Below are 15694 nucleotides of genomic sequence, written 5' to 3' on the forward strand. Positions count from 1 at the left end.
GACGCTGTTGGTTAATTCGGGCCCGTGCGTGACGTCGGCTCCCAAGACCCGGTTGTGGTCTTGGGAGCCGACGTTGTCGTATGGGGTGGGTGTCGATGTCTATGCAGCCGAGCGGGCCGGGCGAGATTCCGGTGGAGACGGTGCGGGTGGCGCGGGCCGCGTTCCCGAAGGGGAGCCTGGCGATCCGCGTCCGGGACGAGCTGGGACCGTTGTTCACCGACGAGGAGTTCGCGGATCTCTTCCCTGCGCGGGGGAAGCCTGCCTGGTCACCGGGGCGGCTGGCGTTGGTGCTGGTGTTGCAGTTCGTCGAGGGTCTCACCGACCGGCAGGCCGCCGAGGCGGTGCGGGCGAGGATCGACTTCAAGTACGCCCTCGCGCTGGAACTGACTGATCCGGGCTTCGACTTCTCGGTGTTGTCGGAGTTCCGCGACCGCCTCATCGAGGCGGAGGCGGGCAGGCGGGTGCTGGACGGCATCCTGGCCGCGGCCCGGGAGAAAGGACTGCTGAAGACGGCAGGCCGGGCCAGGACCGACTCCACGCATGTTCAGTCCGCGGCACGGGAGCTGTGCTGGCTGGAGATGGTGGCGGAGACGCTCCGTTCGGCGTTGAACACGCTCGCGCAGGCTGCCCCCGACTGGCTGGTGGAGGTTGCCGAACCAGAGTGGTTCAGGCATTACGCCACCCGGGCCGAGGACTCCCGGTTCCCCAAGGGCCAGGTCGGACGGGAGGAGGTCGGCAGGCGGATCGGGGCTGACGGGATGCGACTGCTTGAGGCCGTCTTCTCGCCCCGGGCGCCGGCCGGGCTGCGGGAGCTGGAGCCGGTCCAGATTCTGCGGCAGATGTGGGTTCAGCACTTCCACCTGACCGGGGGCGAGGTGCGGCGGCGGGACCCAAAAGACCGCCCGCCGGGCGCGACGCGCCTGGTCACGCCCTATGACCCCGAGGCGAGGGGCAGCAAGAAACGCGACATCCTGTGGGACGGATACAAGGCCCATCTCACCGAGACCTGCGAGCCGGACACCCCGAACCTGATCACAAACGTGGCCACCACCGACGCCACCGTCCCGGACAGCGTGATGGCCGGCCCGATCCACGCCTCCCTCGCCGAACGGGACTGCCTGCCCGGCGAACACTGGGTCGATGCCGGCTACCCCAACGCCGCCCAGGTCGTGGCCGCCCGCAGCGAACACGGCATCGCTCTGCACGGCCCGATGGCGGCCAACACCACGGCCCAGAAGGACGGCCCCTACGGACAGGACGCCTTCACCATCGACTGGGACAAACAGCAGGTGACCTGCCCGGACGGTATTACCAGCACGCAGTGGCACCACCGGCACTCGCAGCACGGCCAACCCGTCATCCGGGTTCGTTTCAACCCGGCCGACTGCCGCACCTGCACCCACCTGCGTGACTGCGTCAGCTCACCGAAGGCCGAACGCCGGGAGATCACCCTGCGCCACCGCGCCGAACATGAAGCCGTCCAGGCCGCCCGGACCGAGCAGCAGACCGACGTGTGGAAGGAACGCTACAAGATCCGTGCCGGGGTCGAGGGCACCATTTCTCAAGGCCTCCAGCGCTGCGGCCTGCGCAGATCCCGCTACCGGGGCCTGGCAAAGACCAGTCTCCAGCACCAGCTCACAGGCGCCGCCATCAACCTCACCCGCATCGACGCCCACCTCACCGGCACACCACGAGCCCGCACCCGCACCAGCCACTTCGCAGCACTTCGCCCCGCCGACCAAGTCGACGGGGCGAAGCAACAGGGCCCGAATTAACCAACAGCGTCCGAGACCGCTGCGGGCCCTCCGGCGTCCCCCCGCCCACTGGAGCGCCGGCAGGGACGCAGAACGCCGCCGGGGTGGCCGGAACCGTGAAGTTCCGGCCACCCCGGCGGCACGTTTCTGCTGAAGCGGCTTCGCGTTCAGCTCTCCTCGGCGTGGGAGACCGCGCGGCGCGCGTCCGCGTCCAGGACGCCCCAGCTGATCAGCTGCTCGGTCAGCACCGAGGGCGACTGGTCGTAGATGACGGCGAGTGTGCGCAGGTCGTCCTGGCGGATCGAGAGCACCTTGCCGTTGTAGTCACCGCGCTGCGACTGGATCGTGGCCGCATACCGCTGCAGGGGGCCCGCCTTCTCGGCCGGCACATGGGCCAGCCGCTCCAGGTCCAGGACCAGCTTCGGCGGCGGCTCGGCGGCCCCGCCCGGAGTGGTGCCCGGCAGCAGCTCCTGCACCGGAACGCCGTAGAAATCCGCCAGCTCGGCAAGGCGCTGCACGGTCACGGCACGGTCGCCGCGCTCGTACGATCCGACCACGACCGCCTTCCAGCGTCCCTGGGACTTCTCCTCGACACCGTGGAGGGAAAGGCCCTGCTGGGTGCGGATGGCCCGGAGCTTGGCCCCGAGCTGTTTGGCGTATTCGCTGGACATATAGCTCCCCGGCACTGTGTCGACGCGGCTGGTGTGGTTCCATGCCGCGCGGCTGGTAACTCACTGTGAGGTTACGCAGCGTGATTCTTCTGCGTCAAGCCGAATGGTCCACACCGACTCTTCCGTGGTACCAGCACCTGATTACGCCAAGGGGGTGATCAGGGGAGTCATCCCGGCCTGATACCGTGGACGGCGCAATTCCGACGTCCTTTAAGGTCCGTCCCGTGAGGCGGAGAAGGAGGTCCGTTTCATATGGACAAGCAACAGGACACGACGCAGGACCCGACGCAGTCCGATGCCCGGCCCGTTCTCGAAGGCCCTGACATCGCACGGGTGTTGACCCGCATCGCCCACGAGATCGTCGAGCGTGCCAAGGGCGCCGACGACGTGGTGCTCCTCGGTATCCCGACCCGCGGTGTCTTCCTCGCCCAGCGGCTCGGCCGCAAGCTTGAGGAGATCACCGACCGCAAGATCCCCGTCGGTTCGCTCGACATCACCATGTACCGCGACGACCTGCGCATGCATCCGCCGCGTGCGCTGGCCCGCACGGACATCCCCGGTGACGGCGTCGACGGCCGCCTCGTCGTCCTCGTCGACGACGTGCTCTTCTCCGGCCGCACCATCCGCGCCGCGCTCGACGCGCTGAACGACATCGGGCGTCCGCGCGCCGTGCAGCTCGCGGTCCTCGTCGACCGCGGCCACCGTGAACTGCCCATCCGTGCCGACTACGTCGGCAAGAACCTCCCCACGTCGTTGCGGGAGACGGTCAGGGTCCAGCTCGCCGAGGAGGACGGTCGCGACACCGTACTGCTCGGTGTGAAGCCGACCCGGTAGCAAGCAGACGGGACACGCCTGCCCTTGGCGTGCCCTCACTTGCCCCGATCTCCCCGCCTGAACTGCCTTACGGAGCCTGAAAGATGCAACGCCATCTCATCTCGGCCGCCGACCTCACCCGCGACGACGCCGTCCAGATCCTCGACACCGCCGAGGAGATGGCCCGGGTCGCCGACCGGCCGATCAAGAAACTGCCGACCCTGCGCGGCCGTACCGTCGTCAATCTCTTCTTCGAGGACTCGACGCGGACCCGGATCTCCTTCGAAGCGGCGGAGAAGCGACTGTCCGCCGATGTCATCAACTTCTCGGCCAAGGGCTCCTCGGTGTCGAAGGGCGAGTCCTTGAAGGACACCGCCCAGACCCTCGAAGCCATGGGGGTCGACGCCGTGGTCATCCGGCACGGCGCCTCGGGGGCTCCGTACCGCCTGGCCAACTCCGGCTGGATCGACGCCGCCGTCATCAACGCAGGCGACGGCACCCACCAGCACCCCACGCAGGCCCTGTTGGACGCCTTCACCATGCGGCGCCGCCTGGTCGGGCGGGACGCCGGGATAGGGCAGGACCTCGAAGGCAAGCGCATCACGATCGTCGGCGACATCCTGCACAGCCGCGTCGCCCGTTCCAACGTCGACCTGCTGCACACCCTCGGCGCCGATGTCACGCTCGTCGCCCCGCCCACCCTGCTGCCGGTCGGCATCGAGACCTGGCCGTGCGAGGTGGCGTACGACCTGGACAGCACGCTGCCCAAGTCCGACGCGGTGATGATGCTGCGCGTCCAGCGCGAGCGGATGAACGCCGCCTTCTTCCCGACCGAGCGCGAGTACTCGCGGCGCTACGGCCTCGACGGCGAGCGCATGGCGAAGATGCCCGAGCACGCCATCGTGATGCACCCCGGGCCGATGGTCCGCGGCATGGAGATCACCGCCGAGGTCGCCGACTCCGAGCGCTGCACCGCCATCGAGCAGGTCGCAAACGGAGTCTCCATCCGGATGGCCGTCCTGTACCTGTTGCTGGGCGGCAGCGAACCGGCCGTCAGCCACCCCCGTACCGAGGAGAAGCAAGACCGATGAGCAAGATCCTGATCCGTGGTGCGAAGGTGCTCGGCGGTGAGCCGCAGGACGTCCTGATCGAGGGCTCGCAGATCGCGGCCGTGGGCACCGGCCTGCCGGACGAGGGCGCCGAGGTCGTCGAGGCGGGCGGCAGGGTGCTGCTGCCGGGCCTGGTCGACCTGCACACCCATCTGCGCGAGCCGGGGCGCGAGGACTCCGAGACCGTGCTGACCGGTACGCGCGCGGCGGCGAGCGGTGGCTACACGGCCGTCTTCGCCATGGCCAACACCTTCCCGGTCGCCGACACCGCCGGTGTCGTCGAGCAGGTGTACCGGCTCGGCCAGGAGCACGGCTACTGCGACGTGCAGCCCATCGGTGCCGTCACCGTCGGCCTGGAGGGCAGGAAGCTCGCCGAACTGGGCGCCATGCACGAGTCGGCGGCCGGCGTCACCGTCTTCTCCGACGACGGCAAGTGCGTCGACGACGCCGTGATCATGCGGCGGGCGCTGGAGTACGTGAAGGCCTTCGGCGGCGTCGTCGCCCAGCACGCGCAGGAGCCGCGGCTGACCGAGGGCACCCAGATGAACGAGGGCGTGGTCTCCGCCGAGCTGGGTCTTGGCGGCTGGCCGGCGGTGGCCGAAGAATCGATCATCGCCCGGGATGTCCTGCTCGCCGAGCACGTCGGCTCCCGCGTGCACATCTGCCATCTGTCGACCGCCGGGTCCGTCGAGATCATCCGCTGGGCCAAGTCCCGCGGTATCGACGTCACCGCCGAGGTCACCCCGCACCACCTCCTCCTCACCGACGAGCTGGTCCGGACGTACAACCCGGTCTACAAGGTCAACCCGCCGCTGCGCACCGAGCGCGATGTGCTCGCCCTGCGCGAGGCCCTGGCGGACGGCACGATCGACATCGTCGCCACCGACCACGCCCCGCACCCGCACGAGGACAAGGACTGCGAGTGGGCCGCGGCCGCCATGGGCATGGTCGGCCTGGAGACCGCGTTGTCAGTGGTCCAGGAGACGATGGTGGACACCGGGCTCCTCACCTGGGCCGGGGTCGCCGAGCGCATGTCCGTCAAGCCCGCCCGGATCGGGCAGGCGGGCGGGCACGGCCGCCCCGTCTCGGTTGGTGAGCCCGCCAACCTCACGCTCGTCGACACGGAATACCGTGGGTCCGTGGACCCCAGGGGCTTCGCCTCGCGCAGCCGCAACACTCCGTACCAGGGGCGTGAGCTGCCGGGCCGCGTGACGCACACGTGGCTCCGGGGCAAGGCCACGCTCGTCGACGGGAAGCTCACGTGACACCTGTAATCCTGCTGGCCGCCGAGAAGGAATCGGCTGAGGTCACCGACTGGGCCGCCCGCGTCGGCTGGCTCGTCGGCCTCGCCCTCTTCGTCGCGCTCATCTACTGGCTGATGCGAGAGGGCTGGAAGTGGCGCGGCACGCTCCAGGGCGACCTGCCCGAGCTGCCCAGCGCGCCGGACGAGCCCGGTGCGGAGAAACTGGCCCACCCGTCGCCCGCCACCACCCTCAACGGAGGCGGCAAGCCGCCGCTGCTTACACTCAGCGGCCGCTACCACGGCTCCACCACCGCCGGTCAGTGGCTCGACCGCATCGTGGCGCACGGCCTCGGCACCCGCAGCCGGGTCCGGCTCACGCTGACCGATACGGGACTGGACGTCGTACGCCCCGGCGCGACCGACTTCTTCGTCCCCGTGGCGGCCCTGCGTGAGGCGCGGCTCGACAAGGGGATCGCCGGCAAGGTGCTCACCGAGGGCGGGTTGCTCGTGGTGACCTGGGCGCACGGCGAGCGGCTGATCGACTCAGGGTTCCGCTCCGACACGGCCGCCGAGCACAACGAATGGGTCGATGTCATCAACTCCATGATCAACACCAACAGCACGGAAGGCGCCGAACGATGACGACCTCCATCCAGGGGACCGCCTCCCAGAGGCACAAGGCGGCTCCCGCCGTACTCGTCCTGGAGGACGGCCGGACCTTCCGCGGCCGTGCCTACGGGGCCGTGGGGGCCACCTTCGGCGAGGCCGTGTTCTCCACCGGCATGACCGGATACCAGGAAACCCTCACCGACCCGTCGTACCACCGCCAGGTCGTCGTGATGACCGCCCCGCACGTCGGCAACACCGGCGTCAACGACGAGGACCCCGAGTCCAAGCAGATCTGGGTCGCGGGGTACGTCGTACGCGACCCCGCGCGCGTGCCCTCCAACTGGCGGGCCAAGCGGTCGCTGGACGAGGAACTGCGCTACCAGGGCGTCGTCGGGATCTCCGGCATCGACACGCGCGCGCTGACCCGCCATCTGCGTGAGCGCGGCGCCATGCGCGTCGGCATCTTCTCCGGCAACGCGCTGCCCGACGAGGGCACCATGCTCGCCGAGGTGCGCCAGGCCCCCGAGATGAAGGGCGCCGACCTGTCCGCCGAGGTCGCCACCGAGGAGGCGTACGTCGTCCCGGCCATCGGCGAGAAGAAGTTCACCGTCGCCGCCGTGGACCTCGGCATCAAGGGCATGACCCCGCACCGGATGGCCGAGCGCGGCATCGAGGTGCATGTGCTGCCCGCGACGGCGACGGCCGAGGACGTGTTCGCCGTGAACCCGGACGGCGTGTTCTTCTCGAACGGCCCGGGTGACCCGGCCACCGCCGACCACCCGGTCTCCGTGATGCGGGCCGTGCTGGAGCGCGGCATCCCGCTCTTCGGCATCTGCTTCGGCAACCAGATCCTGGGGCGCGCGCTCGGCTTCGGCACGTACAAGCTGAAGTACGGCCACCGCGGCATCAACCAGCCGGTGCAGGACCGTACGACCGGCAAGGTCGAGGTCACCGCGCACAACCACGGCTTCGCCGTCGACGCCCCGGCCGACAAGGTCTCCGACACCCCCTACGGCCGTGCCGAGGTCTCCCACGTGTGCCTCAACGACAACGTGGTGGAGGGGCTGCGACTCCTCGACCGGCCGGCCTTCAGCGTCCAGTACCACCCCGAAGCGGCAGCGGGCCCGCACGACGCCGCCTACCTGTTCGACCGCTTCGTGAAGCTCATGGAGGGCCAGCGTGCCTAAGCGCACCGATATCCAGTCCGTCCTGGTCATCGGCTCCGGCCCGATCGTCATCGGCCAGGCCGCCGAGTTCGACTACTCCGGCACGCAGGCGTGCCGCGTGCTCAAGGCCGAGGGCCTGCGCGTCATCCTGGTCAACTCCAACCCGGCGACGATCATGACCGACCCGGAGATCGCGGACGCGACCTACGTGGAGCCGATCACCCCGGAGTTCGTCGAGAAGATCATCGCCAAGGAGCGCCCGGACGCGCTCCTGCCCACCCTGGGCGGCCAGACGGCCCTCAACACCGCGATCTCGCTGCACGAGAACGGCGTCCTGGACAAGTACGGCGTCGAACTGATCGGCGCCAACGTCGAGGCGATCCACAAGGGCGAGGACCGTGACCAGTTCAAGCTGGTCGTGGACGCGGTCAACGCCAAGATCGGCCACGGCGAGTCCGCCCGCTCGGTCATCTGCCACTCCATGGACGACGTCCTGGGGGGCGTCGAGACCCTCGGCGGCTACCCCGTCGTCGTCCGCCCGTCCTTCACCATGGGCGGCGCCGGTTCCGGCTTCGCGCACGACGAGGAGGAGCTGCGCCGCATCGCCGGACAGGGCCTGACCCTGTCTCCCACCACCGAGGTGCTCCTGGAGGAGTCCATCCTCGGCTGGAAGGAGTACGAGCTGGAGCTGATGCGCGACAAGCACGACAACGTGGTGGTCGTCTGCTCCATCGAGAACTTCGACCCCATGGGCGTGCACACCGGCGACTCGATCACCGTCGCGCCCGCGATGACGCTGACCGACCGCGAGTACCAGATCCTCCGGGACATCGGTATCGCCGTCATCCGCGAGGTCGGCGTCGACACCGGCGGCTGCAACATCCAGTTCGCGGTGAACCCCGAAGACGGCCGCGTCATCGTCATCGAGATGAACCCGCGCGTGTCGCGCTCCTCGGCCCTGGCCTCCAAGGCGACCGGTTTCCCGATCGCCAAGATCGCCGCGAAGCTCGCCGTGGGCTACACCCTCGACGAGATCCCGAACGACATCACGCAGGAGACCCCGGCCTCCTTCGAGCCGACCCTCGACTACGTGGTGGTCAAGGCGCCCCGGTTCGCCTTCGAGAAGTTCCCGCAGGCCGACTCGACGCTGACCACCACCATGAAGTCGGTCGGCGAGGCCATGGCGATCGGCCGCAACTTCACCGAGGCGTTCCAGAAGGCGCTGCGCTCGCTGGAGAAGAAGGGCAGCCAGTTCACGTTCGTGGGCGAGCCCGGGGACAAGGAGCAGCTGCTGCGCGAGGCCGTACGGCCCACCGACGGCCGTATCAACGCCGTCATGCAGGCCATCCGCGCGGGTGCCACGCCCGAGGAGGTCTTCGAGGCGACGAAGATCGACCCGTGGTTCGTCGACCAGCTCTTCCTCATCAAGGAGATCGCCGACGAGATCGCCGAGGCGCCGGAGCTGACCCCCGGCCTGCTGGCCGAGGGCAAGCGGCACGGCTTCTCCGACCAGCAGATCGGCGAGATCCGCGGCCTGCGCGAGGACGTCGTGCGCGAGGTCCGGCATGCGCTGGGCATTCGCCCGGTCTACAAGACGGTCGACACCTGCGCCGCGGAGTTCGCCGCCAGGACGCCGTACTTCTACTCCTCGTACGACGAGGAGACGGAGGTCGCCTCCCGCGAGAAGCCGGCCGTCATCATCCTGGGCTCCGGGCCCAACCGCATCGGCCAGGGCATCGAGTTCGACTACTCCTGCGTCCACGCCTCCTTCGCGCTGAGCGACGCGGGGTACGAGACCGTGATGGTCAACTGCAACCCCGAGACGGTCTCCACGGACTACGACACCTCCGACCGCCTGTACTTCGAGCCGCTGACGCTGGAAGACGTGCTGGAGATCGTCCACGCGGAGTCCCTCGCGGGGCCGATCGCCGGGGTCGTCGTCCAGCTGGGCGGCCAGACGCCGCTGGGCCTGGCGCAGGCCCTGAAGGACAACGGCGTGCCGGTCGTCGGCACCTCCCCGGAGGCCATCCACGCCGCCGAGGACCGCGGCGCCTTCGGCCGCGTCCTCAAGGAGGCCGGCCTCCCGGCCCCCAAGCACGGCACCGCCACCACCTTCGCCGAGGCCAAGGCCATCGCCGACGAGATCGGCTACCCGGTCCTGGTCAGGCCGTCGTACGTGCTCGGCGGGCGCGGCATGGAGATCGTGTACGACGAGACCCGGCTGTCCGCCTACATCGCCGAGTCGACCGAGATCAGCCCCACCCGGCCGGTCCTGGTCGACCGCTTCCTCGACGACGCCATCGAGATCGACGTCGACGCGCTGTACGACGGCCAGGAGCTGTACCTCGGCGGCGTCATGGAGCACATCGAGGAAGCCGGCATCCACTCCGGCGACTCGGCGTGCGCCCTGCCCCCGATCACGCTCGGCGGCTTCGACATCAAGCGGCTGCGAGCGTCGACCGAGGCCATCGCGAAGGGCGTCGGCGTCCGCGGGCTGATCAACATCCAGTTCGCGATGGCGGGCGACATCCTGTACGTCCTCGAAGCCAACCCGCGTGCCTCGCGCACCGTCCCCTTCACCTCGAAGGCCACCGCGGTGCCCCTGGCGAAGGCCGCCGCCCGGATCTCGCTGGGCGCGACCGTCGCCGAACTCCGCGCGGAGGGCCTCCTTCCGGCGACCGGCGACGGCGGCGAACTCCCGCTGGACGCGCCGATCTCCGTCAAGGAGGCGGTCATGCCGTGGTCGCGCTTCCGCGACATCCAAGGACGGGGTGTCGACACCGTCCTCGGCCCGGAGATGCGCTCCACCGGCGAGGTCATGGGCATCGACTCCGTCTTCGGCACGGCGTACGCCAAGTCGCAGGCGGGGGCCTACGGTCCGCTGCCCACGAAGGGCCGCGCGTTCATCTCGGTCGCCAACCGCGACAAGCGCTCGATGATCTTCCCGGCGCGTGAACTGGTCGCCCACGGCTTCGAGTTGCTCGCCACGTCCGGCACGGCCGAGGTCCTCAAGCGCAACGGCATCCACGCCACCGTCGTACGCAAGCAGTCCGAGGGCACCGGCCCGAACGGCGAGCGGACCATCGTCCAGCTCATCCACGACGGCGAGGTCGACCTCATCGTCAACACCCCGTACGGCACCGGTGGCCGCCTCGACGGCTACGACATCCGTACGGCGGCCGTGGCGCGGTCCGTGCCCTGTCTGACGACGGTTCAGGCGCTCGCCGCCGCCGTCCAGGGCATCGACGCCCTCAACCACGGTGATGTGGGCGTCCGTTCGCTCCAGGAACACGCCGAGCGTCTGACCGCGGCCCGCGACTAGCAGCCCTGAGGGGGACATCGGAAACGGTGTCCCCCTCTTCGTGAGGACACAGTGATGTACAAGCTTTTCTTCCGTCTGGTGTTCCAGCGGATGGATCCGGAGCAGGCCCACCATCTGGCGTTCCGCTGGATCCGCCTCGCCGTCCGCATCCCCGTGCTGCGCACGTTCATCGCGGCCGTGCTCGCGCCCCGCCGCAAGGAACTGCGCACCGAGGCCTTCGGGCTGCGGATGCACGGCCCCTTCGGGCTCGCCGCCGGGTTCGACAAGAACGCGATCGCCGTCGACGGCATGTCGATGCTGGGCTTCGACCACGTAGAGATCGGGACGGTCACCGGGGAGGCGCAGCCGGGCAACCCCAAGAAGCGGCTGTTCCGGCTGGTGCCGGACCGGGCGCTGATCAACCGCATGGGCTTCAACAACGAGGGCTCACTGGCCGTCGCGGCTCGGCTGGCCTCCCGTACGCCGGTCTTCAAGACCGTCGTGGGCGTCAACATCGGCAAGACCAAGGTCGTCCCGGAGGCCGAGGCAGCCGGGGACTACGTGAAGTCGACGGAGCGTCTCGCGCCGTACGCCGACTACCTGGTCGTGAACGTCTCCTCGCCGAACACGCCCGGCCTGCGCGATCTGCAGGCCGTGGACCACTTGCGTCCCCTGCTGAGCGCCGTCCGTGAGGCCGCCGACCGTGCGGTCACCGGCCGCCGCGTCCCGCTGCTGGTGAAGATCGCGCCGGATCTCGCCGACGAGGACGTCGACGCGGTCGCCGACCTGGCCGTCGAACTCGGTCTGGACGGGATCATCGCCACGAACACCACCATCGCGCGCGAGGGCCTCGGTTTGGCGTCCGAACCCTCGCTGATCCAGGAGACCGGCGGGCTCTCGGGCGCTCCGCTCAAAGCACGCTCGCTGGAGGTGCTGCGCCGTCTCTACGCGCGCGTGGGTGACCGGATCACCCTTGTGGGCGTCGGCGGCATCGAGGACGCCGAGGACGCCTGGCAGCGCATCCTCGCCGGTGCCACCCTCGTGCAGGGCTACAGCGCCCTCGTCTACGAGGGTCCCTGGTACGCCCGTGCCGTCCACAAGGGCCTCGCCGCGCGCCTGCGCACCAGCCCGTACGCCACCCTCGCCGAAGCGGTCGGCGCCGACGTAAGGAAGGCCGCATGAGCCCGGAACCCTTCGGTGCACGCCTGCGCCGCGCCATGGACGAGCGCGGCCCGCTGTGCGTCGGCATCGACCCGCACGCGTCCCTGCTCGCCGAGTGGGGCCTGAACGACGACATCGCGGGCCTGGAGCGGTTCAGCCGCACGGTCGTGGAGGCGCTGGCCGACCGGGTCGCCGTCCTCAAGCCGCAGAGCGCGTTCTTCGAGCGCTTCGGCTCGCGGGGCGTCGCCGTACTGGAGAGGACGGTCGCGGAGGCCAGGGCGGCCGGTGCGCTGGTCGTGATGGACGCCAAGCGCGGCGACATCGGCTCGACCATGGCCGCGTACGCCGAGTCCTTCCTCGGGAAGGACGCCCCGCTCTTCTCGGACGCGCTGACCGTGTCGCCGTATCTGGGCTACGGCTCGCTCAGCCCGGCCGTCGCGCTGGCCCGCGAGAGCGGCACGGGCCTGTTCGTGCTGGCGCTCACCTCCAACCCCGAGGGCGGCGAGGTCCAGCACGCCGTCCGCGCGGACGGGCGGAACGTCGGGGCGACGATGCTGGCGCACCTGGCCGCCGAGAACACGGGGGAGGAGCCGATGGGCTCCTTCGGGGCGGTCGTCGGCGCCACGCTCGGCGACCTGTCGTCGTACGACCTCGACATCAACGGTCCGCTCCTCGCGCCCGGGATCGGCGCGCAGGGGGCCACTCCGGCCGACCTGCCCGGAGTGTTCGGCGCCGCGGTGCGCAACGTCGTTCCGAATATCAGCCGGGGTGTGCTGCGGCACGGGCCCGACGTCGGTGCGCTGCGGGGAGCCGCCGAGCGGTTCGCGGAGGAGATCCGGACGGCCGTGGCCACCGCCTGAGGCGTTCGAACGGGCTCGCACCAGTCCTCCGATGAGTGGCTCGGGACCGCCTTGAGCCTGAATACATCCTCAAATCCGGGGCAGTATGTGGTAAATGTCCGTCTCCGGGGAGGCTGACCAGGACTTTTCCGCTGTTCTCGCTGACTCTGGCGGACTTGGCCGCTAGTCTCCGAGCAGAGAACGGGCAAGCGTGTTGCTCGTGGCTCCCCAGGTGTGGGGCGACTAGGTTCCTCACCGGTCCGTATCCGACAGTTCAACATCCGAGGTGACGTAGGCGTGGCTCTTCCGCCCCTTACCCCTGAACAGCGCGCAGCCGCGCTCGAAAAGGCCGCCGCGGCTCGCCGGGAGCGGGCCGAGGTCAAGAATCGACTCAAGCACTCCGGCGCCTCCCTTCACGAGGTCATCAAGCAGGGCCAGGAGAACGACGTCATCGGCAAGATGAAGGTCTCCGCCCTCCTTGAGTCCCTGCCGGGCGTGGGCAAGGTCCGCGCCAAGCAGATCATGGAGCGACTCGGCATCTCCGAGAGCCGCCGTGTGCGCGGCCTCGGCTCGAACCAGATCGCATCCCTGGAGCGTGAGTTCGGCAGCACCGGCTCCTGAGCCCGGCCATGCGGGCAGGAGTCCCGGGCACGCCGGGACAGCTGGAATAATCGCTGCATGAGTGAACGTCCGCGGCTGACCGTGCTCTCCGGCCCCTCCGGGGTCGGCAAGAGCACGGTCGTCGCCCATATGCGCAAGGAACACCCCGAGGTCTGGCTCTCGGTGTCGGCGACGACCCGCAAGCCCCGCCCCGGCGAGCGGCATGGGGTCCACTACTTCTTCGTCACCGACGAGGAGATGGACAAGCTGATCGCCAACGGCGAGCTGCTGGAGTGGGCGGAGTTCGCCGGCAATCGCTACGGCACGCCCCGTACGGCGGTGCTGGATCGCCTGGAGGTGGGTGAGCCCGTCCTCCTGGAGATCGATCTCCAGGGTGCCCGGCAGGTCCGCGAGTCCATGCCGGAGGCCCAGCTGGTGTTCCTGGCCCCTCCCTCCTGGGAGGAGCTGGTGCGCAGACTCACCGGACGTGGCACCGAGCCGCCCGAGGTGATCGAGCGGCGCCTGGACGCCGCGAAGGTCGAGCTGGCGGCCGAGCCGGAGTTCGACGTGACCTTGGTCAACACCTCCGTCGAGGACGTGGCGCGCGAGCTGCTAGCCTTGATGGACGTTGTGTGATCGTTTTCGATCTCATCCCATCTTTCGGAAGGTAGAGCGTGTCCTCTTCCATCACCGCGCCCGAGGGCATCATCAACCCGCCGATCGACGAGTTGCTTGAGGCCACCGACTCGAAGTACAGCCTGGTGATCTACGCGGCCAAGCGTGCCCGTCAGATCAACGCGTACTACTCGCAGCTCGGCGAGGGTCTCCTTGAGTACGTCGGTCCGCTCGTCGACACCCACGTCCACGAGAAGCCGCTCTCGATCGCCCTGCGTGAGATCAACGCGGGTCTGCTGACGTCCGAGGCCGTTGAGGGTCCGGCTCAGTAGTATTGGCAGCTTGCAGCTGACTTTTCCACAGGCCCGGCAGCGCGACTGCCGGGCCTGTGGTGTGTCATGGAGTCGTACGTTGCCGAGGTGTTGCCGAGGTGGGGAGAGACGGTGGACAAGCCGAAGGTCGTTCTCGGGGTCAGCGGCGGGATCGCTGCCTACAAGGCGTGCGAGCTGCTGCGCAGACTGACCGAGTCCGGGCACGACGTGCGTGTGGTGCCGACCGCCTCCGCCCTGCGTTTCGTCGGTGCCGCCACGTGGTCCGCGCTCTCCGGCCACCCGGTCTCGACCGAGGTCTGGGACGACGTCCACGAGGTCCCGCACGTCCGGATCGGCCAGAGCGCCGATCTGGTGGTCGTCGCCCCGGCGACCGCCGACATGCTGGCCAAGGCGGCCCATGGGCTCGCCGACGACCTCCTCACCAACACCCTGCTCACCGCCCGCTGCCCGGTCGTCCTCGCCCCCGCCATGCACACGGAGATGTGGGAGCACCCGGCCACCCAGGAGAACGTGGCGACGCTGCGCCGCCGCGGTGCGGTCGTCATCGAACCGGCCGTGGGCCGCCTCACCGGCGTCGACACCGGCAAGGGCAGGCTGCCCGAGCCCGCCGAGATCTTCGAGGTCTGCCGCCGTGTGCTCGCCCGCGGAGCGACGGAACCCGACCTGGCCGGCCGGCACGTCGTCGTCAGCGCCGGTGGCACCCGTGAGCCCCTCGACCCGGTCCGCTTCCTCGGCAACCGCTCCTCCGGCAAGCAGGGCTACGCCCTCGCCCGCACCGCCGCGGCGCGCGGCGCCCGTGTGACGCTGATCGCCGCGAACACGACCCTGCCCGACCCGGCGGGTGCCGACGTCGTCCCGGTCGGGACCGCCGTACAGCTGCGTGAGGCGGTGCTGAAGGCGGCCGCGGACGCCGACGCGGTCGTCATGGCCGCCGCGGTCGCCGACTTCCGCCCCGCGGTCTACGCGGCCGGAAAGATCAAGAAGAAGGACGAGCAGGACCCGGACCCCATCGCGCTGGTACGGAATCCGGACATCCTCGCGGAGATCTCGGCCGACCGCGCCCGCCCCGGACAGGTGGTCGTCGGCTTCGCCGCCGAGACGGACGACGTCCTCGCCAACGGACGCAAGAAGCTGGCACGCAAGGGCTGCGACCTGCTGGTGGTGAACGAGGTGGGGGAGCGCAAGACGTTCGGCGCCGAGGAGAACGAGGCCGTCGTGCTGGGCGCCGACGGCACCGAGACCCCCGTCCCGCACGGCCCGAAGGAAGCCCTGGCCGAAACGGTGTGGGACCTGGTGGCCCAGCGGCTGCCCTGACTGTTTCATTCGCTTCACGGCCCACCCCCACCTCGCAGATCGAGGCGTGGCGCCCCTGGTCAAGGCCGTACGGGAGCGGGCAGAATGCCCGTGCCGCAGGTCACCGTGCTCCCAAGAGGCGAGACTGGGGGGCCGGTGGGCGAGACCGACCGATAAACTGTCCTCGG

At 69.7% G+C, this 15694-nt stretch carries 14 protein-coding genes; 13 read left to right on the forward strand and 1 reads right to left on the reverse strand.

The genetic code is table 11. The features are described from left to right. The first annotated feature begins 95 nt into the window (after positions 1–95). Positions 96–1775, forward strand: a complete 1680-nt coding sequence (locus GFH49_RS04315; protein WP_155054089.1) for an IS1182 family transposase — start codon at positions 96–98, stop codon at positions 1773–1775. Positions 1776–1921: 146 nt separating this feature from the next. Here GFH49_RS04315 and bldD read toward each other — a convergent pair whose 3' ends face one another. After that, positions 1922–2425, reverse strand: a complete 504-nt coding sequence (bldD, locus tag GFH49_RS04320; RefSeq protein ID WP_004002691.1) for a transcriptional regulator BldD — start codon at positions 2423–2425, stop codon at positions 1922–1924. 252 nt (positions 2426–2677) lie between these two features. On the opposite strand from bldD, the gene pyrR reads away from it, so the two are divergent. From pyrR to coaBC, 12 genes are all read left to right on the forward strand, one after another. After that, the gene (gene pyrR / locus GFH49_RS04325) at positions 2678–3259 is read left to right on the forward strand and encodes a bifunctional pyr operon transcriptional regulator/uracil phosphoribosyltransferase PyrR (RefSeq protein ID WP_155054403.1); all 582 of its coding nucleotides are present in this window, start codon (positions 2678–2680) and stop codon (positions 3257–3259) included. Between the two features lie 83 nt (positions 3260–3342). Beyond that, on the forward strand, positions 3343–4329 hold the full coding sequence (locus tag GFH49_RS04330; RefSeq protein WP_155054404.1) for an aspartate carbamoyltransferase catalytic subunit: 987 nt from the start codon (positions 3343–3345) through the stop codon (positions 4327–4329). Beyond that, positions 4326–5612 carry a dihydroorotase gene (locus GFH49_RS04335; protein WP_155054405.1) on the forward strand — a complete coding sequence of 429 codons (1287 nt, stop codon included), beginning with the start codon at positions 4326–4328 and terminating at the stop codon, positions 5610–5612. The genes GFH49_RS04330 and GFH49_RS04335 overlap by 4 nt, the downstream gene beginning before the upstream one ends. After that, positions 5609–6232, forward strand: a complete 624-nt coding sequence (locus GFH49_RS04340) for a PH-like domain-containing protein (protein WP_155054406.1) — start codon at positions 5609–5611, stop codon at positions 6230–6232. The genes GFH49_RS04335 and GFH49_RS04340 overlap by 4 nt, the downstream gene beginning before the upstream one ends. After that, positions 6229–7386, forward strand: coding sequence for a glutamine-hydrolyzing carbamoyl-phosphate synthase small subunit (gene carA, locus GFH49_RS04345; protein WP_155054407.1), 1158 nt, complete (start codon positions 6229–6231; stop codon positions 7384–7386). The genes GFH49_RS04340 and carA overlap by 4 nt, the downstream gene beginning before the upstream one ends. Further along, positions 7379–10687 (forward strand): carbamoyl-phosphate synthase large subunit, encoded by a 3309-nt coding sequence (carB, locus tag GFH49_RS04350; protein WP_155054408.1) that lies wholly within the window; start codon positions 7379–7381, stop codon positions 10685–10687. The genes carA and carB overlap by 8 nt, the downstream gene beginning before the upstream one ends. Positions 10688–10741: 54 nt before the next feature. After that, positions 10742–11848: a quinone-dependent dihydroorotate dehydrogenase gene (locus tag GFH49_RS04355; RefSeq protein WP_155054409.1), complete on the forward strand. Its 1107-nt coding sequence runs from the start codon at positions 10742–10744 to the stop codon at positions 11846–11848. Next, positions 11845–12687 carry an orotidine-5'-phosphate decarboxylase gene (pyrF, locus tag GFH49_RS04360; RefSeq protein WP_155054410.1) on the forward strand — a complete coding sequence of 281 codons (843 nt, stop codon included), beginning with the start codon at positions 11845–11847 and terminating at the stop codon, positions 12685–12687. Before GFH49_RS04355 ends, pyrF begins: the two co-directional genes overlap by 4 nt. 276 nt (positions 12688–12963) lie before the next feature. Further along, positions 12964–13287, forward strand: coding sequence for an integration host factor (locus GFH49_RS04365; RefSeq protein ID WP_003977346.1), 324 nt, complete (start codon positions 12964–12966; stop codon positions 13285–13287). 57 nt (positions 13288–13344) lie between these two features. Further along, on the forward strand, positions 13345–13902 hold the full coding sequence (gene gmk / locus GFH49_RS04370; protein WP_155054411.1) for a guanylate kinase: 558 nt from the start codon (positions 13345–13347) through the stop codon (positions 13900–13902). A 38-nt stretch (positions 13903–13940) separates the two neighbouring features. After that, a complete protein-coding gene (gene rpoZ, locus GFH49_RS04375) occupies positions 13941–14213 on the forward strand; it encodes a DNA-directed RNA polymerase subunit omega (protein WP_003982715.1) in 273 nt (90 codons plus the stop codon). Between the two features lie 111 nt (positions 14214–14324). Further along, complete coding sequence (coaBC, locus tag GFH49_RS04380; RefSeq protein ID WP_155054597.1) at positions 14325–15527, forward strand: bifunctional phosphopantothenoylcysteine decarboxylase/phosphopantothenate--cysteine ligase CoaBC; 1203 nt, start codon at positions 14325–14327, stop codon at positions 15525–15527. The last annotated feature ends 167 nt before the right edge of the window (positions 15528–15694 follow it).

It is taken from the genome of Streptomyces blattellae (genome assembly GCF_009709555.1).
Classification (GTDB): domain Bacteria; phylum Actinomycetota; class Actinomycetes; order Streptomycetales; family Streptomycetaceae; genus Streptomyces; species Streptomyces blattellae.

Coding starts and splice junctions, on each gene's coding strand:
- bldD (WP_004002691.1), bottom strand. CDS start 2,425: ATGTCCAGCGAATACGCCAAACAGCTCGGGGCCAAGCTCCGGGCCATC.
- pyrR (WP_155054403.1), top strand. CDS start 2,678: ATGGACAAGCAACAGGACACGACGCAGGACCCGACGCAGTCCGATGCC.
- GFH49_RS04355 (WP_155054409.1), top strand. CDS start 10,742: ATGTACAAGCTTTTCTTCCGTCTGGTGTTCCAGCGGATGGATCCGGAG.
- GFH49_RS04335 (WP_155054405.1), top strand. CDS start 4,326: ATGAGCAAGATCCTGATCCGTGGTGCGAAGGTGCTCGGCGGTGAGCCG.
- GFH49_RS04315 (WP_155054089.1), top strand. CDS start 96: ATGTCTATGCAGCCGAGCGGGCCGGGCGAGATTCCGGTGGAGACGGTG.
- carA (WP_155054407.1), top strand. CDS start 6,229: ATGACGACCTCCATCCAGGGGACCGCCTCCCAGAGGCACAAGGCGGCT.
- gmk (WP_155054411.1), top strand. CDS start 13,345: ATGAGTGAACGTCCGCGGCTGACCGTGCTCTCCGGCCCCTCCGGGGTC.
- GFH49_RS04330 (WP_155054404.1), top strand. CDS start 3,343: ATGCAACGCCATCTCATCTCGGCCGCCGACCTCACCCGCGACGACGCC.
- pyrF (WP_155054410.1), top strand. CDS start 11,845: ATGAGCCCGGAACCCTTCGGTGCACGCCTGCGCCGCGCCATGGACGAG.